At 62.0% G+C, this 19,885-nt stretch carries 18 protein-coding genes; 8 read left to right on the plus strand and 10 right to left on the minus strand.

Annotation, left to right across the window (positions count from 1 at the left end):
* Positions 1-2 precede the first annotated feature (2 nt).
* Positions 3-893 (minus strand): LysR substrate-binding domain-containing protein, encoded by an 891-nt coding sequence (locus tag ACIQAL_RS18345; RefSeq protein WP_401147973.1) that lies wholly within the window; start codon positions 891-893, stop codon positions 3-5.
* A 160-nt stretch (positions 894-1,053) separates the two neighbouring features.
* Between ACIQAL_RS18345 and ACIQAL_RS18350 the strand changes: the two genes are divergently transcribed.
* A complete protein-coding gene (locus tag ACIQAL_RS18350) occupies positions 1,054-2,445 on the plus strand; it encodes an aldehyde dehydrogenase family protein (protein ID WP_341957669.1) in 1,392 nt (463 codons plus the stop codon).
* Between the two features lie 324 nt (positions 2,446-2,769).
* On the opposite strand, the gene ACIQAL_RS18355 is transcribed toward ACIQAL_RS18350, so the two are convergent.
* A complete protein-coding gene (locus ACIQAL_RS18355; protein WP_401147976.1) occupies positions 2,770-3,396 on the minus strand; it encodes a CGNR zinc finger domain-containing protein in 627 nt (208 codons plus the stop codon).
* 105 nt (positions 3,397-3,501) lie between these two features.
* Positions 3,502-4,413 (minus strand): LysR family transcriptional regulator, encoded by a 912-nt coding sequence (locus ACIQAL_RS18360; protein WP_401147979.1) that lies wholly within the window; start codon positions 4,411-4,413, stop codon positions 3,502-3,504.
* 254 nt (positions 4,414-4,667) lie between these two features.
* Between ACIQAL_RS18360 and ACIQAL_RS18365 the strand changes: the two genes are divergently transcribed.
* From ACIQAL_RS18365 to ACIQAL_RS18375, 3 genes are all read left to right on the plus strand, one after another.
* Positions 4,668-5,084 (plus strand): VOC family protein, encoded by a 417-nt coding sequence (locus tag ACIQAL_RS18365; protein ID WP_401147982.1) that lies wholly within the window; start codon positions 4,668-4,670, stop codon positions 5,082-5,084.
* A gap of 24 nt (positions 5,085-5,108) precedes the next feature.
* Positions 5,109-5,342, plus strand: a complete 234-nt coding sequence (locus ACIQAL_RS18370; RefSeq protein WP_341957677.1) for a 4-oxalocrotonate tautomerase family protein — start codon at positions 5,109-5,111, stop codon at positions 5,340-5,342.
* A 256-nt stretch (positions 5,343-5,598) separates the two neighbouring features.
* Entirely contained in the window at positions 5,599-6,585 is a 987-nt protein-coding gene (locus ACIQAL_RS18375) for an alpha/beta fold hydrolase (RefSeq protein WP_401147985.1), read from the plus strand.
* 212 nt (positions 6,586-6,797) lie between these two features.
* Here ACIQAL_RS18375 and ACIQAL_RS18380 read toward each other — a convergent pair whose 3' ends face one another.
* The 3 genes from ACIQAL_RS18380 to ACIQAL_RS18390 all read right to left on the minus strand — a co-directional run bounded on the left by ACIQAL_RS18380 (position 6,798) and on the right by ACIQAL_RS18390 (position 9,868).
* Complete coding sequence (locus ACIQAL_RS18380; RefSeq protein WP_401147988.1) at positions 6,798-7,712, minus strand: LysR family transcriptional regulator; 915 nt, start codon at positions 7,710-7,712, stop codon at positions 6,798-6,800.
* Between the two features lie 31 nt (positions 7,713-7,743).
* Complete coding sequence (locus tag ACIQAL_RS18385) at positions 7,744-8,805, minus strand: NAD(P)H-dependent flavin oxidoreductase (protein WP_401147991.1); 1,062 nt, start codon at positions 8,803-8,805, stop codon at positions 7,744-7,746.
* A gap of 139 nt (positions 8,806-8,944) precedes the next feature.
* A complete protein-coding gene (locus ACIQAL_RS18390) occupies positions 8,945-9,868 on the minus strand; it encodes a LysR family transcriptional regulator (RefSeq protein ID WP_166594346.1) in 924 nt (307 codons plus the stop codon).
* Positions 9,869-9,961: 93 nt separating this feature from the next.
* On the opposite strand from ACIQAL_RS18390, the gene ACIQAL_RS18395 reads away from it, so the two are divergent.
* Together ACIQAL_RS18395 and ACIQAL_RS18400 are read left to right on the plus strand one after the other, a co-directional pair.
* Positions 9,962-11,284 (plus strand): MFS transporter, encoded by a 1,323-nt coding sequence (locus ACIQAL_RS18395; RefSeq protein ID WP_401147994.1) that lies wholly within the window; start codon positions 9,962-9,964, stop codon positions 11,282-11,284.
* 9 nt (positions 11,285-11,293) lie between these two features.
* Positions 11,294-12,220: a carbon-nitrogen hydrolase family protein gene (locus ACIQAL_RS18400; protein WP_401147996.1), complete on the plus strand. Its 927-nt coding sequence runs from the start codon at positions 11,294-11,296 to the stop codon at positions 12,218-12,220.
* A 97-nt stretch (positions 12,221-12,317) separates the two neighbouring features.
* On the opposite strand, the gene ACIQAL_RS18405 is transcribed toward ACIQAL_RS18400, so the two are convergent.
* Entirely contained in the window at positions 12,318-13,547 is a 1,230-nt protein-coding gene (locus tag ACIQAL_RS18405; protein ID WP_401148583.1) for an MFS transporter, read from the minus strand.
* 351 nt (positions 13,548-13,898) lie between these two features.
* Here ACIQAL_RS18405 and ACIQAL_RS18410 point away from each other — a divergent pair, with 351 nt between their 5' ends.
* Positions 13,899-15,248, plus strand: coding sequence for a 2-hydroxycarboxylate transporter family protein (locus tag ACIQAL_RS18410; RefSeq protein WP_401147999.1), 1,350 nt, complete (start codon positions 13,899-13,901; stop codon positions 15,246-15,248).
* Between the two features lie 174 nt (positions 15,249-15,422).
* Positions 15,423-15,749 carry a hypothetical protein gene (locus ACIQAL_RS18415; protein WP_166594349.1) on the plus strand — a complete coding sequence of 109 codons (327 nt, stop codon included), beginning with the start codon at positions 15,423-15,425 and terminating at the stop codon, positions 15,747-15,749.
* A 16-nt stretch (positions 15,750-15,765) separates the two neighbouring features.
* Here ACIQAL_RS18415 and ACIQAL_RS18420 read toward each other — a convergent pair whose 3' ends face one another.
* Genes ACIQAL_RS18420 through ACIQAL_RS18430 form a run of 3 tightly spaced genes read right to left on the minus strand, consistent with a single transcriptional unit; the run spans position 15,766 to position 19,872 of the window.
* Positions 15,766-17,193: an efflux transporter outer membrane subunit gene (locus ACIQAL_RS18420; protein WP_401148001.1), complete on the minus strand. Its 1,428-nt coding sequence runs from the start codon at positions 17,191-17,193 to the stop codon at positions 15,766-15,768.
* Positions 17,193-18,770, minus strand: a complete 1,578-nt coding sequence (locus ACIQAL_RS18425) for an MDR family MFS transporter (protein ID WP_401148004.1) — start codon at positions 18,768-18,770, stop codon at positions 17,193-17,195. The genes ACIQAL_RS18420 and ACIQAL_RS18425 overlap by 1 nt, the downstream gene beginning before the upstream one ends.
* A complete protein-coding gene (locus tag ACIQAL_RS18430) occupies positions 18,763-19,872 on the minus strand; it encodes an HlyD family secretion protein (protein WP_401148006.1) in 1,110 nt (369 codons plus the stop codon). Before ACIQAL_RS18430 ends, ACIQAL_RS18425 begins: the two co-directional genes overlap by 8 nt.
* Positions 19,873-19,885: the final 13 nt, after the last annotated feature.

The following is a 19,885-nucleotide window of genomic DNA, read 5'->3' on the forward strand; positions in this document are numbered from 1 at the left end:
AATCAACCGGCGAGGCGCGGCTCGTCGGCATGCTGGACGGCGGTCTGCACCAGGTCGATGAAGGCGTTGAGCGCAGGCGAGCGCACGCCCCGTCGCCAGATCAGCCAGATGTTCAAGTAACGGAAGTCTTCGCTCAGCGGATAAGCCCGGACGTTGGGACTGCCTGGCATGCTTTCGAGCATGCTGCGCGGCACCATTGCCACGCCCGCACCCGCGGTCACACAGGCCAGCATGCCGTGGTAGGACTCCATTTCGAGAATCTTGCCGGGGGTGGCCATGTCGGCCTTGAACCAGGCTTCGAAGTGGCGGCGATAGGAGCAGTTCTGGCGAAAGCCATAGACCGTCTTCCCATTCACATCCAGCGCCCGGGTCACAGGATCTTGGCTGGCAGCGGTGATCAGCAGCATTTCCTCTTCGAACAACTCGACGCCTTCCAGCTCGGGGTGACGCAGTGGCCCATCGACGAAAGCAGCACTCAGCCGTCCTGACAAGACACCGTCGATCATGTCTCCGGAAGGCCCGGTAGAGAGGTCCAGCTCGACCTTTGGGTAGCGCTGGTGAAACGCGGCCAGTAAGGAGGGGATGCGCACGGCCGCCGTACTTTCCATGGACCCCAGGGAAAACGCGCCCTGAGGCTCGGACCCTGAGGTGGCCTGACGCGCCTCCTCAACCAGATCGAGAATGCGCCGCGTGTAGTCGAGAAACGTCCAGCCGGTGGGGGACAGACGCAGGCGCAGTTTTTCGCGAATGAACAGATCGACGCCCAATTCCTGTTCCAGTTGCTTGATGCGAGTGGTCAGATTGGACGGCACACGGTGCAGGCGCTGGGCCGCCGCGGTGATGCTGCCTTCTTCGGCAATGGCCTTGAACAGTTCGAGTTGGGTCAGGTCCATGCGTGCTATCAGCCTTTCACGTTTTGAGAATGTATTTTTGATAATTATTCATTATCGGAAATGTTTCGGAGAGCCTATCGTGGTCCCAGGACTTCAGCAATGGGTGGCCGTCGGACGGCATTCAGTGTGAAGGTCACACCACCACAGGAGGCATTTACTCATGTCGCAACACGCATCTTCGTCTCACGCCATTTCGTTGAACCCTGCCACTGGCAAGGTGTTTGCCGAGTATCCGTTCGAACAGGCTGCCGAGCTTGAGCAGTCCCTGAGCCGCGCTGCCGCTGGCTTCAAAGCCTGGCGCAAGGAGCCGATCAGCGTGCGCGCCGAGCAGTTGCGCAAAATCGCCAAGGTCTTGCGCAAGAACGCCGAAGCACTGGCGCAGATGATGACCGCCGAAATGGGCAAGCCCATCGCCCAGTCCCGTGGCGAGGTGGAAAAAACCGCTGCCACCTGCGAGTGGTACGCCGAGAACGGTCCCGCGATGCTGGCCCCGGAAAAGACCCCGGTCGAAAACGACAAGGCGTACATCGATTACCTGCCGCTGGGCCCGATCCTGGCGGTGATGCCGTGGAACTTCCCGATCTGGCAGGTGATGCGCGGCGCGATCCCGATGATTCTTTCGGGCAATACCTACGTCCTCAAACACGCACCCAATGTGATGGGCAGCGCGTACCTGTTGCGTGATGCCTGGGCCGAAGCCGGTCTGCCGGAAGGTGTGTTCGAAGTGATCAACGTCGGCAACGAAGGGGTTTCGAAAGCCATTGCCGATCCACGCATTGCCGCTGTTGCCGTGACGGGCAGCGTGCGCGCCGGTGCTGCCATTGCCGCTCAGGCCGGTGCAGCGTTGAAGAAGTGCGTGCTGGAGCTGGGCGGTTCGGACCCGTTCATCGTGCTGGCGGATGCGGACCTGGACGAGGCCGTGAAGGCCGCGACCATCGGCCGTTATCAGAACAGTGGCCAGATTTGCGTGGCGGCCAAGCGCATCATCGTCGAGGAAAGCGTGCTGCCCGCGTTCACCGAGAAGTTCGTCGCGGCGGTGAAAGCGCTGAAAGTCGGTGATCCGCTGGATGAAGCGAATTACGTCGGTCCAATGGCCCGTTACGATCTACGCGACGAGCTGCATGCCCAAGTGCAGAAAACCCTGAGCGAAGGCGCGACGCTGTTGTTCGGCGGTGAAAAGGTCGCGGGCGAGGGCAATTACTATGCGCCGACGATCCTGTCCAACGTGCGGCCAGGCATGACGTCGTTTACGGAAGAACTGTTCGGCCCCGTAGCGTCCTTGATCGTCGCCCGTGATGCCGAGCATGCCGTCGAACTGGCCAACGACAGCGAGTTCGGTCTGGCGGGCAGCGTCTGGACGGCGGACGTCGAAAAAGCCCGCGACATCGCGGCGCGACTGGAAACCGGCGGCGTGTTCATCAATGGCTACACCGCCTCCGACGCCCGCGTGCCGATTGGTGGCGTGAAGAAGAGTGGGTTCGGCCGGGAGCTGTCGCACTTCGGCATCCGCGAATTCTGCAACGCGCAGACCGTCTGGCTGGATCGTCGTTGATCGGCGTCAGCCGGTAGCACCGAACCCCGCGCAATCGATGACTGCGCGGGGTTTTTCTTTTGTGTTCTGTGATGGCACGCCGTGTTGCTACAAAGAGCCATGTGATCCGCAACCTCCCTGCACGCCGCAGACCTCGTGGGAGACTCCGGAGGTTACGACGGCAGCGAAGCGACTGGCGCAGTTTCAACTGTGGGAGCGAATTCATTCGCGAAAGGCCGGTACATTCACAGCATCTCCATCGCCCGAACGCTCTTTCGCGAATGAATTCGCTCCCACAGGATCGTGTCGTGTTCCGGTAATTTGCGCTGCCGCAATCGCCGACCGCTAAATCGTCTTCTTCTGCCGTTCCCGATGCGCCGCTGCTTTGGCGCGGTTGCCGCAGGCGGCCATGCTGCACCAGCGGCGTTTCTTGCCTCGGGTGTGGTCAACGAACATCAGGGTGCAGGTCGGTCCTTCGCAGCTTTTGACGTCTGAAAAATCCTCGGTGCACAGGAACTCGGCAATCGCCTCTCCTACGGGCAACAACAAGGATTCCGGCGTGCGCCAGCGCCGTTTCAGGCCAAGGGACAGTTTTCCGTCGAGACCATCACCGGCCGTGATTTCCGCGTACTTCTCATCCCGTTCCAGCAAACGATTCAGCGATCCGAGTTCCGAAGCGGCCGACGGATCAAGGGGCTGCCCTCGGTGTTTGAGCACGAATGCCCGAAACCACTCGCGGAGCGATCTTGCTTGCGCGGCGGCGTTGTCCAGCTCGCCCGGCAGCGCGTTTTCACGCAGGGTGTTGAGAACGGATTCGTCGACCCAACCCGATTGGCGCAACCAGTCCAGCCAGCCGTCACCGTCATCGATCCAGTCGACAGGTTCGGTCATCGGTGTGGCGATGGAATTCAGAAAGTCCAGTGCAGGGGCGTCTGCGACGAAAATGGCGGGGCCGCGAAGCTTGGAGGTCATGAAGGTTCCCCAACGAAGAATCGGCCAATGGTAACCCCTATAATGAACTTGGCCAAGTTACGGTTTCGTGGGTGACACCGCGCACTGACGAATGACCGACGCTGCTCATGGCGAGGACAGGGGCGCCAGCGCATCGCGCAGGCGCGGACTGGCAAAATCCAGAAAACGACGAATTTTCAACGGCATGTGACGGTGAGGCGCGTGCAGGATATGAATGGGGAAGGGCGGCAATTCGTATTCTTCGAGGACGATGCGCAGGGTTCCGGCCTGGATGGCTTCATGGGCCTGGTAATGCAGCAGTCGGGCGAACCCCACACCTCGCACTGCGGCGTCCACCAGCGCGTTGGCCCCCGTGAGCAAGCGCGGCGCAAAGGCCACCTCAATGGACGCGCCGGTGTCCGGCGCCTGAAAGCGCCAGCCGGCCGTCAACGTCGGGCCGTCTGTGGCGATGCACGGCATGTGCTTCAGGTCGAGGGGCGTCTGCGGTGCGCCATGTTCGGCGAGCAACTTGGGGCTGGCACAGATCACTCCGCGCACCGCGCCGACGCGGGTCGCAATCATGCCGCTGTCGGGCAGATGACCGATGCGCACGGCCATATCGATCTGGTCGTCGAGCAAATCGACATTACGGTCCCGAAGGTCAAGTTTGACGTTGATTTCGGGAAACAGCCCCAGGAAATCCGCCACCACTGGCAGCACGTGAATCCGGCCAAACAGCAGCGGGGCAGAGATGACCAGTTCCCCCCGAGGCGCTACGAACTCCCCCGCAGCCGTACGTTCCGCTTCGGCGACCTGTTCGAGGATTTTCTTTGCGGCGGCGGCGTAAATCACCCCCGCATCGGTCAGGCCAAGTTTGCGCGTCGTGCGCGTCAGTAACTGCGTTCCCAAGTGCTTTTCGAGGTCCCCGATGTTACGGCTGACCGTCTGGACCGGGATCCGCAAGGCACGGGCGGCAGCGGAAAAACTCCCGGTTTCGATGGTGCTCAGCAACAGGTTCATCGCTTCGATACGGTCCACTTCATCTTCCCGAAAACAGTGAAGGTCTTTCCCGAAAACGTTGGATTATCAAGTTTCCGAGGAGGGTTCATAGTCTGGTCCAGCCCTTTGGGCAGCGCAAGAACCGTCTGTGTCACTCCACGCGGCGGAGTTTTGTCGCGCGCGAACCCGGCGCCGACGCCGAGGCTGGGCTATGACTGTACACGCGACCCAGGGTGATGCCGCAGCCTGGGACTGTCCCTTCAAAATCAACACGGCATCCAAGAGGATTTGTCATGAGTGAAGCACTGACCCAAGGTGTTCACCACGTAGGGCTGGCGGTGGAAAACCTCGACCAGACCGTCGATTTTTTCTGCACATGCCTGGGCTGGAAAGAAGTCGGGCGCAACCCGGCCTATCCTTCGGCATTCGTCAACGACGGCACCGTGACCGTCACGCTCTGGCAGGTGGCAGACCCGCAGACAGCCACACGCTTCGACCGCCGAAAAAACATTGGCCTGCACCACCTTGCCCTGGCCGTTACCGACTTGCCGGGCGTGTTCGAGAAAGTCCGGGCGTACCCCGGCGTGGTCGTGGAGTTTGCACCTCAGCCAACCGGCCCCGACTCTCCACGCTCCCATTTCATTTGCGCAATCCCAGGCGGGATTCGTGTTGAATTCGCCACTCGCGCACCGGCCGCCACGGCCAAGTGACTTCCAACAGCAGGAGATGAGCCGATGCCTTACGTCAATATCAAAATCACCCGGGAAGGCACCTCACCTGGTGCCAGCGCCACCACGCCGGAACAGAAAAAAGCCCTGATTCAGGGGGTGAGCCAGTTGCTGCTTGACGTGTTGGGCAAACCGCTCGATTCCACGTTCGTCGTCATTGACGAGGTTGACCTCGACAGTTGGGGCGTGGGAGGTGTGACCGTTACTGAGTACCGGAACGGCCTTAAGAACAAGTCCTGACTGCGCTGCATGCCGGCAAAACACGGATGTTTTGCCACAGCACTTCAATCTTCTCCCGATGCCCCCACGCTCGTCTGTCTGCGCCCCGCAGTCCTGTCTGTTGTTGCCTGCGTTTTCTGCGACTCCTAAAAAAGTAACCTCTATAAATATTTTTGACAGGTTACTTTTGGCGTGTAAGGATAAATCCACCTTAGCCAAGGGTTGCATGGGAACGCCCGTGCTCATCACGTTGATCACCCACGAAGGATCGCAACAAATGACTCTCAACAAATTGCTGGCGGCATTGTGCGCATGTGCAGCGATCGCTGTCGGTTCAGGCATCACAACCGCCCAGGCGGCCACGGAGAAAACCATGACGTCCAGTGTTCAAACTTTCCAACAAGTGCATTACCGCTACGCGCAAGTCAATGACGTCAAAGTGTTCTACCGTGAGGCAGGCAACCCGACCAACCCCACTGTTTTGCTGCTGCACGGTTTCCCGACTTCGTCGTTCATGTACCGCAATCTGATTCCGATTCTGTCCAAGCGTTATCACGTCATCGCGCCGGACTTTCCGGGCTTCGGCCTGACCGAAAGTCCAGCCCGTGACAAATACGAGTATTCGTTCGAGAACATCGCCAACACCATCGACCAGTTCACCGAGCAGCTCGGCCTGAAGCACTACGCAATGGAAGTATTCGACTACGGTGCACCGGTGGGCTGGCGTCTGGCGAAAGCCCACCCTGAGCGCATCACTGCGATCATTTCCCAGAACGGTAACGCCTACGTCGAGGGTCTGAGCGATGGTTGGGCACCGATTCAGAAGTACTGGAAAGACGCGTCACAACAGAACCGCGACGCACTGCGTCCGTTCTTTGAAGTCGGCGCCATCAAGGACCAATACACCTACGGCACGAAAGACCCGAGTGTTGTCGCGCCAGAAACTTACTTGATGGATGCGGCGCATATCGCCCGGGGTGACAACGCGGAAATTCAACTGGACCTGTTCCGCGATTACCGCAATAACGTTGAGATGTACCCCGAGTTCCAGAAGTATTTCCGTGACCACCAGCCACCCCTGTTGGCTGTATGGGGCAAAAACGATCCGTTCTTCCTGCCACCGGGTGCCGAAGCATTCAAGCGTGACCTGAAAAATGCTGATGTCCGTTTCTACGACACCGGCCACTTCGCGCTGGAAACCCATGTCGACGAAATCGGCGCGGCGATCGTTCAGTTCCTCGACCATAACGTCAAGCGCAAGTAAGACAGCAGCTTCGAGGGTCAAGCGACACGCTTCAAGATAAAAAATGGCGGCCATTGTGGTCGCCATTTTTTATGGGCGTCGGTTGGGTTTCTTCAAATAAACCGTAACTGGTCTAAAGGTTTTAATGAGGTTCTTCAGGCCGCTTCCGCAGTCCTGTGTCAGGCCCGAGCCTTCATGGCGACGCGGCAATAGGCGGCAAGAAGCCGCCGTGCCTAATCCAGAAACAACCCCTGTTCCTGCTCGAAGGTCGCCATCAGATAATCCGCGACCGCCCGAATGGGCAAGTCCTTGCGATCCTGCGGGCGTATCAACAGCCATGCTTCCCTGGGCGGCGGGACATTCTTCAACTGGCAAAGCCGTAGCGTCGGTTCCTGGCGCCCGATGTAATGGGGCAGGAGTGCCAGCCCCGATCCGAATCGCGCTGCGGTGGCCTGGGCAATGTGGTTGTTGGCGCGAAACGGCACCCGTGCGGACGGGAAGTGGCGGGCGAGCCACAACGCTTCCGGCATGTCCGAGTTTTCTTCATCGAAGCTGATGAATTTTGGATCGCCGCCGGCTTCGACGGCGCAGCAGACGTCGTCCGTGCCGTAATACCCGAAGGCCAGCCGACCCAAGGGTTTGGCGATGAAATTGCCGTCCAGTGGCTTGCCAATGCGCACGGCGATGTCCGCCTGATGTCGCTCCAGGCTGACCGAGCGCAGGTCGGTGGCCAGATCAATGTCGAGGCCCGGGTACATCACCGGCAGCCTGGCCAGCCGCTCGATGAGAAAACCGTGGGACAGGGCAGGGGGTGCGTTGATGCGCACCAGCCCTCGCGGCAAATCATCGACATCGCCGCGCCCGAGGGTCTGCACCGACGCCTCCATGGCGCTGGCGACGTCCATCGTGCGCATGCCCGCTGGCGTGAGCACGTAGCCTTCGGGCCGACGCTCCACCAGCTTCTCGTTCAAGGTCAGTTCCAGCGACTGAATGCGCCGGGAAATGGTCGCGTGGTTCACCGACAACGCCCGGGCCGCCGCAGACAAGCTGCCGTGACGACCCAGCGCAAGGAAAACCCGAACGTCCTGCCAATCGATCTCTGTGCGTTTTTTATCAGCCATCGCGAGAGGGTAGCGGATTTGTAACAAGGGTTGAATCCCGGCGCCCTCAATCCACCGCTTAGGCTCCGGACAGCTTCAACACCACACCACCCAGATGACGGGTCAGTTCCGCGGTGCTCATTTGTGGAGACAGCCGGAACGACTGGCCCGCCCACATGTTGGTGAAGTCCGACACGCCAGCCTTGTCGGTCACTGCGCGTAACGGCATCAGCGCACCGCCAGCGGTGGGGAAGGCCGGGGCGTGTTCGGACAGCGGGCCGATTTCGCGCATCAGGCGGTTGAGAATGCCCCGCGCCGGACGGCCTGTGAACAGGTTGGTCAGCACCGTGCTGTCGTCGTCGGCATTCAGCAGTGCCTGACGGTGGAAATCGCTGATCTTCGCTTCCGGCGTCAACAGGTACGCGGTGCCTACCTGAATGGCTTCGGCACCGAGCGCGAAGGCCGCCCGCGCACCCCGCGCCTCGGCAATGCCGCCAGCGGCAATCACCGGGATCGACACAGCATCAACGATCTGCGGCACCAGCGAGAACAGCCCGACCTGCGCGGCCATGTCGTGGGTCAGGAAGTTGCCCCGGTGCCCGCCCGCTTCGTAGCCCATGGCAATCACCGCGTCGACACCACGCTCGGCCAGCCATTGCGCTTCTTTGACCGTGGTGGCCGACGCGATGATTTTCGCCCCGGTGGCACGCACGCGTTTCAACAGGGCCTCGTCCGGCAGACCGAAATGGAAACTGACGACCTCGGGCCGGTACTGCTCGACCACGCGGCAATAGGCGTCATCGAAGGGTGCCCGCGCCGAGGAGGGAATCGGTTCGGCAGGGTCCAGTCCCAGCTCGACATAATAGGGCGCCAGTTTGGATCGCCAGGCCATCTGCTTCACCGGATCAGCGGCGGGCGCGACGTGGGAGAAGAAGTTCAGGTTGATCGGCTTGCGGGTCTGCCCACGGATCTCGTCCAGTGCGACGGTCATTTGCTCGATGGAGAGCATCGCCCCCGGCAGGGAACCCAGGCCGCCCGCATTGCTGGCTTCGATGACCATTTTCGCGGTGGTAGCGCCCGCCATGGGGGCCTGGATGATGGGCAGATCAATACCGAAAAGGTCGAGGATGCGGTGGCTCATGGGTGACTCCTGGTGGTTCGAATCAAGGGTTCAGACGTCCAGGCCTGATCGGAACAGGGGCCCGGACACGTGTCGTCGGTGCGCAGCGGGTGTGCAAAAAAGCACAGCGGGTCGCGCGTTGCAGAGGTCTTCTCGCCCGCTATTTCAGCTCCCTCGTGACCTGGGAGATGAAGCTGCGAATCCACTCATGCTGGGGTTTGTCCTGCTTGGCGATGTCCCAGACCATGAAGCAGCGAAACGACGGCACGGCCAGCGGCACCGGGCAGGTCGTCAGCGGCATGTATTGGGCGAAACTGCGCGCCGCAAAGGTCGGAATCGTCGCCACCACGTCGGTGCTCAACAGCGTCGTCAGCGCCCCGGCGAAGTGGGTGAACGACGCCGTCACCTTGCGCGTGTGACCCGCCGCCTCGAACAGGTCATCGATGAACCCCCGTCGTCCGTCGAAGCAGATTCGCACGTGTTCCGCGGCAAAATAATCGTCGAGTTCCAGCGGCTCCGATTCACCTGCTCCTGGCCGGTACAGGCAGGAATAAGACGACGAAAACAGCACCTGTGACGAGTATTGCGTACTGAAATCCTTCGGCTCGCTGCAGATCACCAGGTCCATCGCCGGATCATGCAGCGCGTTCTTCCAAAGCGAACTGTTGGTCTGGTGAAAGGCGAAGCGAATGCCGAGCCGTTCCTGGGACACGGCACCGACGAGCCGGGGTGCGAGAAACGCTTCGAGGTCGTCCGACATCGCGAGGTTGAAGACGTAATGGGATTCCTCGGGTGAAAACGAGGTGTCCGACCCCAGCAGCGCAGACACGGTGGACAGCGCCTCAGTGATCATCGGCGCGATCTCCAGTGCCTTGCGTGTGGGCTGCATCCCGGCACTGGTGCGCACGAACAGCTCATCGCCAAAGTGTTCGCGCAGACGCCGCAGCGCCGAACTCACCGCGCCCTGAGTCACGTGCAAGACGGCGGACGCCCGCGTGGCGCTGCGTTCCGTCATCAGACAGTGAAACGTCAGCAGCAGGTTCAGGTCCATGCGCGCGATATTACGTACGTTAATCCGGCTCATATTTCCTAATCGTTTGTCACCGTTCCCTGGCCATTTCACGATGCCCCCGCACGACACACATAACCAGAAATGACCAACCAAAGGGGCAGTCCAATGAGCGTGGCACAACATTCGGCACAAAGGGAAGCGTCGGCTTCCGACACGGAACGGGTCGACATCAACAAGCGGGCGATCGCCGTCGGCATCGGCAATTTCATGGAATGGTTCGACTTCGCGATCTACGGGTATTTCGCCGGGATCATCGGCGCGCTGTTCTTTCCCTCCACCGCAGCGGGGGTTTCGCTGCTGTCGTCCCTGGCGGTGTTCGCCGTAGGCTTTTTGTCCCGCCCCTTGGGCGCACTGGTGCTGGGGCCGTTGGGTGACCGGCTGGGTCGTCGCGCCGTGTTGATTGTGACGGTGTTCGGCATGGGCATTTGCACCACGATCATCGGCCTGTTGCCCTCGTACGAGGCCATTGGCATCGCGGCGCCGATCCTGTTGATCGCGTTGCGCTTCATTCAAGGGATGATGGTCGGCGGGGAGTGGTCGAGCGCCGGGATCTACATCGTCGAAAGCGCGCCGAGCCACCGCCGGGCCACGGCCGCCAGTGTGATCACCGGCACCGCCGGGCTGGCGTTTCTGGCGGGTACATTCACCGCAGCGATGCTGTCTTCGAACCTGACGGACGCGCAACTGATGGCCTGGGGCTGGCGTGTGCCGTTCGTGGTCTCGATCGTCATGACCGGCATCGCCGTGTTCATCCGCCGCAAGTTGGGCGACACCCCGGTCTACGAAGAACTGGTCAAGCAACGCCAGTCTGCCCATGTGTCGCTGCCGTCCCGCGCCGCCAAGCGCAAGGCGTTCATCACCACGTACGCGTTTTCGGCGCTGTTCGGGGTGTCGCTGTATTACTTCATCACCTACGCCAACAACCATCTGGTCACCGCCGTCGGCCTGCCGAAAAGCACCGCGTTGTGGCTGTGCAGCGCCGCGCTGGTGGTGTACTGCATCGTCAACCCGATCATTGGCCGCATCAGCGACGCCATCGGCCGCCGCAAATTGGTGCTGTTTTCCGCCGCGGGCCTGACCCTCATGGCGTATCCGATCTTCTGGATGCTCAACAGCGGCAACACGGCGCTGATCGTCGCGGCCCTTTTGGTATTCGCGATTCTGGTGGCGATCACGGCGGTCATGGACGTGGTGTTGCTGGTGGAAGTCTTCCCGGCCTCCATTCGTTCCACCGGCGCCGCATTGGGCCACAACCTGGCGTTGGCGACGCTGGCAGGCCCCGGACCATTCATTGCCGCTGCGCTGATCAAGGCCACCGGCGACGTCAACATGCCCGCGCTTTACCTCACCGCAGTGTCGGCCCTGTGTTTTGCCGTGCTGCTGGTGACCCTTCCAGAAACCAAAGACAACAACATTTCTGCGTACTAGGAGAACAGCATGACCCGTATCGCCGTTGTACAAGCCTCTTCCGTTCCGTTCGCCCCCGTGGCCAGCGCCGAAAAGGCCTGTGAGATTTTGCACCGCGTCGCCAGCCAGGGCGCGCGGCTGGCGGTCTTCCCGGAAGCCTTTATCGGCGGATATCCCAAGGGCCAGAGTTTCGGCAGCGTCGTCGGTAACCGGACCATCGATGGCCGGGACCTCTACAACGAATACTTCGAAGGCGCCGTTGCGCTGGACGGGCCCGAGCTGGCCATCATCGCCGAGTGCGCGACTGAGGTGAACGTGATCGTCGTCATGGGCATCATCGAGCGTTTCGGGCGGACCCTCTACTGCACCGCCGTGACGTTCGTGCCCGGCAAAGGCATTGCCAGCTATCACCGAAAATTGATGCCCACTGGCCAGGAACGCATCATCTGGGGGTTTGGTGACGGCTCGACCATCGAGGCGGTGCCCACCGAGATTGGCATCATTGGCAACGTGATTTGCTGGGAAAACTACATGCCGGCGCTGCGGCAGGCGATGTACGCCCAAGGCACTCAGTTCTATTGCGCACCGACCGCCGATGACCGCAAGGGCTGGAGCAGTTCGATGGTGCACATCGCGCTGGAAGGGCGGGCGTTCGTGCTGTCGGCCTGCCAGGCGATCAAGCTGAACGAGTACCCGCACAGCTATCAGGAGGCGTTCGGTCTGGAATTCAACGCCGACGAATACATCATGCGCGGTGGCAGCATGATCGTCAGCCCCATGGGTGAAGTGCTCGCGGGCCCGGTGTTCGACACCGAAACCGAGCTGTACGCCGACGTCGACCTGGCTACGCTCAACAAATCCAACCTGGACTTCGATGTCTGCGGCCATTACTCGCGGCCCGACGTGTTCGAGTTGCAAGTCAACACCAAGGCAATGAGGCCGGTGAGCTTCAAGTAAGCGGCGGCGACCTGATACCCGGAGGCGCTTGAGACGAGGTTGACACATCGTCTTCAGGCGCCTTTTCGCGTCAGGTCTCATCACCGCCATCGCCTCATCAAGACTTGAGCGCATGGCGGACATCCGCATAACGGGCGCTGACCCAGGACGTGAGGCCCGCGCACAGCAACAGCAGGGCGCCGGTGACGAAGAACACCTGCGACAGCCCGACATGCGCGCCGATCTGCCCGCCGAGCAACGGCCCGGTGACCTGTCCGGAGAATTGCGCCGATTGCAGGTAGCCCAGGGTGCGGCCCGTGTGGCGCTCGTCCACCGAGTGGCGGATGAGTTTGGCAATCGACGGCAGCAAACCGGCGAGGCTCATGCCCATCACGCCGCGCAGGATCGCCAGTTCCCACCATTCAGTCACGAAAGCCTGCGGCAGCATGACCAACGCGGTCACCAGCAGGCAGCCGATGATCACTTTCCACGCGCCGATCCGGTCCGCCAATGCGCCCAGTCTCGGTGCCGTAATAATGCTGCCGAACGCCGAGGCGGCCATGACGATCCCCGCCATCCGCGCCTGATGATCCACCGGCACGCCCAGCGAACCGATGTACACGGTGATGATCGGCTCGATGGACATGTTGGCCAGCAACACCATCATCGCCGTGAGCAGCAGGGTGCCAATGACCGGCCAGTTCGTAGCCTGCAACGGCTCGGCGTGGGCGGAACGGTGCTTGCCATCGAGCTGACGGTCGAAATCCTCGCGAATCAGAAAGATCGTGGCTAACGCCGCGACGGCGATCATCGCGCCACCGACGAAAAACGTGCCGCGAATCCCGACGAGGTCCGGCAGAAAACCGCCCACCAATGGCCCGACCAGACTGCCCGACAGCGCCCCGGTGGAGAGAATGCCCAAGGCCCAGCCGGAACGCTCCCGAGGCACCTGGGAGCCGATCATCACGATGGACGCCGAGGCGTAGCCGCCGATGAGGCCGGCCGCGAGCCGCAGGATCACCAGGTCGGTGACATTACGCGCCAGCCCGATCAACGACATGGTAATCGCCATACCGATGGCCGCACGCACCAGCATGGTCTTGCGCCCGAAGCGGTCGGCCAGCCGGCCCCAGATCGGCGCCGTGATCGCCGTGCCGAAAAACGTCGCGCCGAACGCGATGCCTGACCACTGCACGATGCCGGCCTGGGTCGTTTCCCCCAGCTGCTGCACGTACAGCGGCAGAAAGGGCAACAACATCGACAGGCTGACCAGCGTGGTAAACGAGCCGAACACGCAGACCATCAGATTGCGCCGCCAGAACAGCGCGTTGCGCAACGGGTAGGACAAGGGCGCGGAGTGGGGCGCTGAGGAAGGACGGGCGGTTTCGGTCATAAGTCTGATCGCGGATGACGACGTCAGGGGCAGCACGTCGTGGGCTGATGGGCGTGAGCGAGTGCAAGGTTGTCGCGTCAGGCTACCCGGCACGGGTGGCAAGGCAGTAGCGAAATAAAGCGATGGGGGGTTATCTCCTGGGGAGATGGCTCACGCCGAGTTCGTCGTTCACGAATCGTGTTCGGACTGCTCATGACTCGCGGATGTATCGATGATTGCCTCGGGCATACCATCCGCCGATACGAGGCAGCCCACGAAGGCCTGCCTCATCTACGTCCTCGATAAAAACAACATGAGGCTGTCACCGTGACCGGTTCCATTGAACACACTATCAAGCCCCGCGAGCGCAAGCCTTCGGGTGCTCGTCGTTTCCTCGACGCTGCGCTGACCTACGAGATCGGCGTGATTCCGTTGCCGATCTTTCTTGGCATCGCCGTCATCGTCACCCTGGCAGCGCACCTCGCGCTGATGCCGAAAAACATGATCGGCGGGCTGGCGATCATCATGACCATGGGCGTGTTCTTCGGTCAGGTCGGGCAGCGCATCCCGCTGCTGAAAGACATTGGCGGCGGCGCGATTCTCTGCCTGATGCTGCCGTCCGTGCTGGTGTTCCTCGGCTTTTTCGGTGCGCCGACCCTCGACGCGACCCGGATGCTGATGAAAGAGGCCAATTTTCTCTATTTCGTCATTGCCAGTCTGGTGGTCGGCAGCATTCTCGGCATGAGCCGACTGGTGTTGGTGCAAGGCATGATGCGCATGTTCGTGCCGCTGCTGGTGGGCACGCTGGCGGCGCTGGTCAGCGGATTGCTGGTGGGCAAGGCGTTCGGTTACGAGTTCTATCACACCTTTTTTTACATCATCGTCCCGATCATCGGCGGCGGCATTGGTGAAGGCATTCTTCCGTTGTCGCTGGCATATTCCGCCATCCTCGGCGGTGCGCCGGACCTGTATGTCGCGCAACTGGCCCCGGCAGCTGTCGTCGGCAACATCGTGGCGATCATCTGTTCGGGTTATCTGGCGCGTCTTGCCGTGAAACGTCCAAGGCTGAACGGCGAGGGTTACCTGATCCGCGACAAATCCGCGAACGACGCCTTCACCACGCCCGCCGACACGTCGCCCACGGTGGATTTCCGCTACATGGGGGCTGGCGTACTGCTGATCTGCACGTTCTTCGTGTTCGGCGGGCTGCTGGAGAAAGTGTCCGGCATTCCTGGCCCGGTGATGATGATTCTTGCGGCCGTGGCGCTGAAATACCTGCGCGTGCTGCCCGACCGGCTGGAAAAAGGTGCCAACACCTTTTACAAGCTCGTCTCCACGGCCTTCATCTGGCCAGTCATGATCGGGCTGGGCATGCTTTACGTGCCCCTCGACAGCGTGGTCAAAGTGTTCTCTGTGGGCTACGTCGTGGTCTGCACCTCGGTGGTGGTGTCGATGGCGCTGGCCGGGTTCTACATCGGCAACCTGATGAAGATGTTCCCCATTGAATCGGCCATCGTCACCTGCTGCCACAGCGGGTTGGGCGGGACCGGGGACGTGGCAATCCTGTCGGCGGCCAACCGCATGTCGTTGATGCCGTTCGCGCAGATATCGACCCGCATCGGCGGTGCCTCGACGGTCATTCTGGCTACCTTGCTGTTGCGCTATTTGACCCACTAATGCCCTGCGGGGCGCGTTTAAGCGTGGCGCCCCCTTTTCGTCGTGGCAACGTGTTTATCGTTAACGGTGATAGTCAGCATCAAAGATTACAAGTTCAGTTATGACGCCCGATCTGGACAATGGCCTGCATTAGAAAAGTTGCCCGATGGGCAGCACGAATGACAGGAATCCCCCATGCGTCTGACCCTTGCTTCGATGGCCCTGACGGCTTTCGCCGTGTTGACTGGTTGTGCTTCTGCGCCCAACGAACCCACCTTGACCCTGGAAACCAGCAAGTCGCCGGAGCAGTTCGCGGCCTGTGTGGTGCCCAAGCTGCAAAGTCATTCGCTGAGCCCGTTGCTGTCCCAGACCCAGCGCCACTACCGGATCACGATGTCCAGTTCGCTGGCGGCCGACAACGTGATCGAAGCCTATAAGGCTGGCAGCGGTGGCAAGGTGTTCATCTATGAACGCAGCCTGCTGTCGTCGGGCGTGGGCCAGGCCGCCAAAGACTGCGTGTGATTCAACCCGCTACGGTCTACAGCACCCAACCGAGTCCCAGTGATTTGTGCAGCGCGGCGAAATCCTTGAGCAGCGCTGCATCACCGGAAATGCGGCTTTCCTGCGCCTGATAGCGGGTGCGCTCGGCGTCGAGCCAGTCCAGCGTGCTGGCGGTGCCAGCGCGATAGCGTTGCTGGGTCAGGTCGGCGGCGCGCACGGCAGAGGCTTCGACATTGCGCAACAGTACGACGTTTTCCCGCTGATGGCCGTAGCGCGCCAGTGACACGTCCGCATCCCGCAAGGCACTCAACACCACACTTTTATACTGCGCGAGCGCTTCGTCGTGCCCGGCTTCGGCGCCTTCGACGCTGGCGGCCACGCGCCCGAAATCCAGAATGTTCCAGGTCAGGCGCGGCAATAACAGCCACGTGCCGTTTTCCTTGCGCGCGAGGTGGCCAGGGTCGGCGGCGGAGAACGACAGGTCGCCGGTCAGGCTGAGCTTCGGGAACCAGTCGGCTTTCTTTTCGCCGATCTGTGCGTTGCTGGAAGCGAGGGCGCGTTCGGCCACGCGGATGTCAGGGCGAGCCTTGAGAATCGCCGCCGGGTCGGCAAGCGGCACTTGGCTGGGGATCGACGGCATGGGTTGCGCGGTGTTCAGCTTGTCGTCGAGTTCGCCGGGCTCCAGCCCGCACAACAAACCCAACTGGTCCACCGATTCGACAATCGAGGCTTGCAGCGGCATGCGCTGGGCGCGGGTGTTATCGGCTTGAGTCAACACTTGCTCCAGTTGCAATTGTGACGCCACGCCCCGGCTGCGGCGTTGCCGCGTGAGGTCCAGCGCCTGATCCTCGATCGCCACGCTGGCCTCGACCAGCGCCAGACGCGCCTGTTGGTCGCGAAGGTCGGCATAGGTTTGCACGATCTCTGCCGCCAGTTGCACCTGTGCATCCGCCAGCCGGGCTTGTGACGATTCGGCTTCGGCTTGCGCGGCTTCGATGGCGCGACGTGAGCCGCCGAACACGTCGGCCTCCCAACTGGCGTCGAACCCGGCGAGGTACAGCGTCAGCGGCCCGCGACCACCTCCGCCACTGTCACCCCCCAATACTGAGGTGTCAGGAGAGCGCAGTTTCAGCATTGCGGCATCGCCGCTGATTTTGGGCAGCAACTCGGCGTCGGCGCCTTTGAGGCTGGCGCGAGATTGTCGCAGCCGTGCCTGAGCCGTGGCGATGTCGGGGCTGTGTTGCATCGCCTGACTGATCAGCGCATTGAGCTGCGTATCCCCAAGCGACTGCCACCACTGGGCGACAGCGGGTTCCCGGGGGCCGTGGGTGTCCGCGTGGGGGAGTTGACCGGCTGCCAGGGTTTTCGGCGCCACGTTCGGTGCGCCGTGGTAATCCGGGCCGACGGTGCAGGCCGACAACAGCGCGGTGGACAGCAGCAGGAGGGGGAATGAACGGGAAATCATTATCGTGGACCTGCCTGCGCGGCGCGCTTTTTCAGGATGAAGATCAGGGGGAAGCACGCCAGCATGGCCATCCCCAGCACATAAAAAGCATCGTTGTAGGCCAGCACCGACGCCTGCTGCGCAATGTCGCTGCCCAGTTGCGCGAAGGCCTGGAGTTGCGCGGTGGACGGGTCGCCGGTCTGGGCCAGAAAACGGGCGGTGTCACTGGCCATGTGGTCCTGCGCCAGTTGGCTGTTGGCGAGAATGCCTTCGCGCAGCACGTCGTCGTGGTAGTGGCTGCGTCGGTCCATCAACACACCGAGCAGCGCCAGTCCGAGGGTGCCGCCGAGGTTGCGCGACATGTTGTACAGCCCGGCGGCGTCGCCCGCGTCCTTGGCCTCGACCGAGCGCATCGACAGTTGGCTCAACGGCAGCATCACCAGAATCTGGCCGAACCCTCGGAGCAACTGCGACAGGGTGAAGTCGTGGCCCACGCTCTGCACCGTCAGTTCGGTGTCGAGAAAACAGCTGGCCCAATACAGCAGCAGCCCCGCGCCTACCATCAACCGCAAATCGTAACGCCCTAGCATTTTCGGCAGGATGGGCATCAGGAAGAACGCCGGAATGCCCGACAGCAGCATGATCGACCCCGACTGCTCGGCGTTGTAGCCCGAGAGGATGCCGAGGAATTGCGGCACCAGATACGCCGTGCCGTACAGCCCGGCGCCCACCGCCGTAGCGATCAGCAAGACACTGCCAAAGCTGCTGTTGAGCACCAGTTGCAGACGCAGGATCGGCGTACTGGAGCGGACCTGGCCCACCGCGATCAGAAAGAAACCCAGCACCGTGGCAAGGCTCAGCCAGACGATCAGCAGCGAGTCGAACCAGTGTTCCCGCTGGCCTTCCTCCAGCACCACGGTCAGCGAACTCAGTCCCATCGCCAGGCCGATGATGCCCAGCCAGTCGGCCTTGATGAAGCGTTCCAGGTTCATGCGTTCGCTGGGCAGGCCGGTCAGCAGCAGGGTGATCAGTGCGATGCTGATGGGCAGATTAAGAAAGAAGCACCAGCGCCAGTTGATGTTTTCCGTGAGCCAGCCGCCCACTACTGGCCCCATTAATGGCCCGAGAATCGCGGTCATGCCGAACAACGTGGTGCCTATCGCCAATTGATGCGGTGGCAGGCGCGTACGGACGATGGTCTGCGCCGTGGGAATCATCGCGCCTCCCGCGAAACCCTGGCCGATGCGTCCGGCGATCATCGCGCCGAGGCTCGATGACAGGCCGCAGAACAGCGAGAAGAAGGTGAACATCAGCGCCGTGCCGATCAGAAAACGCCGCAGGCCGAACACGCGGGTCAGCCAGGCGGCGAGGGGGATCATGACGATTTCCGACATCAGGTAACCGGTGGCGATCCAGGTGCCTTCCGTGCCGGTGGCGCCGATCTGCCCTTGAATCTGCGGCAGCGCCGAGTTGGTGATCGAGATGTCCAGCGTCGCCAGCAACGCCCCCAACGAACCGGCCGCCACGGCGATCCAGTCGGTCAGCGAGGCGTTGCGGGGTGTCTCGACGTTGGCCGGGAGGGATGCGGCATCAGCCATGATGCGCGTCTGCCTTGGTGGTGCGAATGTCCACGTCCACCGTCGCGGACAGGCCGGGCACGAGAGCAGGGCGCACGTCATCGGTCACGTCCAGCGCGATCCGCACCGGCACCCGTTGCACGATCTTGGTGAAATTGCCGGTGGCGTTGGACGGCGGCAATAGCGCGAACTGGGCGCCGGTGCCGGGGGCGAGGCTGTCGATGTGGCCTTGCAGGTCGCGACCCGGCAAGGCATCGACGTGCACGACCACGTTCTGACCGGCGCGCATCTCGCCAATCTGGGTTTCCTTGTAATTGGCGGTCAGGTACACCGCGTTCACCGGCACCACGGTCAGCAACCGCGTACCGGGCTGAACGTACTGACCCACCCGCACGCCCCGGTCGGCGACGCGGCCGTCCAGCGGGCTGCGGATCACGGCGTCGTCCACGTCCAACTGACTTTGCGCCTCGCTGGCCTTGGCCACGCCCAATTGCGCCTGGGCCTGTTTGAGTTGGGCTTGCAGCGTGCCGTAGCGGGTCTGGCTGGAGCGCAATGCGGCCTGTTTGGCGGCGACGTTGCTGCGGGCTTGGGCCAGTTCATTGTTCAGTTGTGCGAGGCGTTCTTCCGGCTCGGCTCCGGATCGGGCGAGCGGCGCATAACGGGCGGCCTCGGTTTGTGCGTGTCTGGCATCGGCTTGCGCGCCTTGCAATTGGGCCTGGGCCTCGGCGATGGTCGAGTCCTGTTGCACCAGATCGGCTTCGGCCTTGGCCAGGTCTGCTGTGCGCGCCGCGATAGTGGCCGAGGCTTCGTCGCTCACCGCCTGGTATTTGCGCGCGTCGAGCCGAACCAGAATGTCGCCGCGCTTGACGGTCTGGTTGTCGGCCACCAGCACTTCACCGACGTAGCCGCTGATCTTCGGCGCGACGCTGATGCTGTCGGCCTGCAAATAAGCGTCGTCGGTGGTTTCGATGAACCGTCCATGCAGCCACCACCACACGCCCCAGCCCACGGCGAGCAGCAGGGCGACGGTGCCCAGGGTCAGGAGAATGCGTCGGGCTTTGCCACGTTGGCCGGTGGCGGTTTCTTCAGGGGCGACCTGAGGGGTGGGTTGTGCAGCGGACATCAGGTCAACTCCG

The organism is Pseudomonas sp. NPDC088368 (assembly GCF_044753445.1).
Taxonomy (GTDB): Bacteria; Pseudomonadota; Gammaproteobacteria; order Pseudomonadales; family Pseudomonadaceae; genus Aquipseudomonas; species Aquipseudomonas bambusae.

Bases quoted from the DNA above. Each gene is read 5' to 3' on its own strand.
- ACIQAL_RS18345 (WP_401147973.1), bottom strand. From the start codon at position 893: ATGGACCTGACCCAACTCGAACTGTTCAAGGCCATTGCCGAAGAAGGC.
- ACIQAL_RS18350 (WP_341957669.1), top strand. From the start codon at position 1,054: ATGTCGCAACACGCATCTTCGTCTCACGCCATTTCGTTGAACCCTGCC.
- ACIQAL_RS18355 (WP_401147976.1), bottom strand. From the start codon at position 3,396: ATGACCTCCAAGCTTCGCGGCCCCGCCATTTTCGTCGCAGACGCCCCT.
- ACIQAL_RS18365 (WP_401147982.1), top strand. From the start codon at position 4,668: ATGAGTGAAGCACTGACCCAAGGTGTTCACCACGTAGGGCTGGCGGTG.
- ACIQAL_RS18370 (WP_341957677.1), top strand. From the start codon at position 5,109: ATGCCTTACGTCAATATCAAAATCACCCGGGAAGGCACCTCACCTGGT.
- ACIQAL_RS18375 (WP_401147985.1), top strand. From the start codon at position 5,599: ATGACTCTCAACAAATTGCTGGCGGCATTGTGCGCATGTGCAGCGATC.
- ACIQAL_RS18385 (WP_401147991.1), bottom strand. From the start codon at position 8,805: ATGAGCCACCGCATCCTCGACCTTTTCGGTATTGATCTGCCCATCATC.
- ACIQAL_RS18390 (WP_166594346.1), bottom strand. From the start codon at position 9,868: ATGAGCCGGATTAACGTACGTAATATCGCGCGCATGGACCTGAACCTG.
- ACIQAL_RS18395 (WP_401147994.1), top strand. From the start codon at position 9,962: ATGAGCGTGGCACAACATTCGGCACAAAGGGAAGCGTCGGCTTCCGAC.
- ACIQAL_RS18400 (WP_401147996.1), top strand. From the start codon at position 11,294: ATGACCCGTATCGCCGTTGTACAAGCCTCTTCCGTTCCGTTCGCCCCC.
- ACIQAL_RS18415 (WP_166594349.1), top strand. From the start codon at position 15,423: ATGCGTCTGACCCTTGCTTCGATGGCCCTGACGGCTTTCGCCGTGTTG.
- ACIQAL_RS18420 (WP_401148001.1), bottom strand. From the start codon at position 17,193: ATGATTTCCCGTTCATTCCCCCTCCTGCTGCTGTCCACCGCGCTGTTG.
- ACIQAL_RS18425 (WP_401148004.1), bottom strand. From the start codon at position 18,770: ATGGCTGATGCCGCATCCCTCCCGGCCAACGTCGAGACACCCCGCAAC.
- ACIQAL_RS18430 (WP_401148006.1), bottom strand. From the start codon at position 19,872: ATGTCCGCTGCACAACCCACCCCTCAGGTCGCCCCTGAAGAAACCGCC.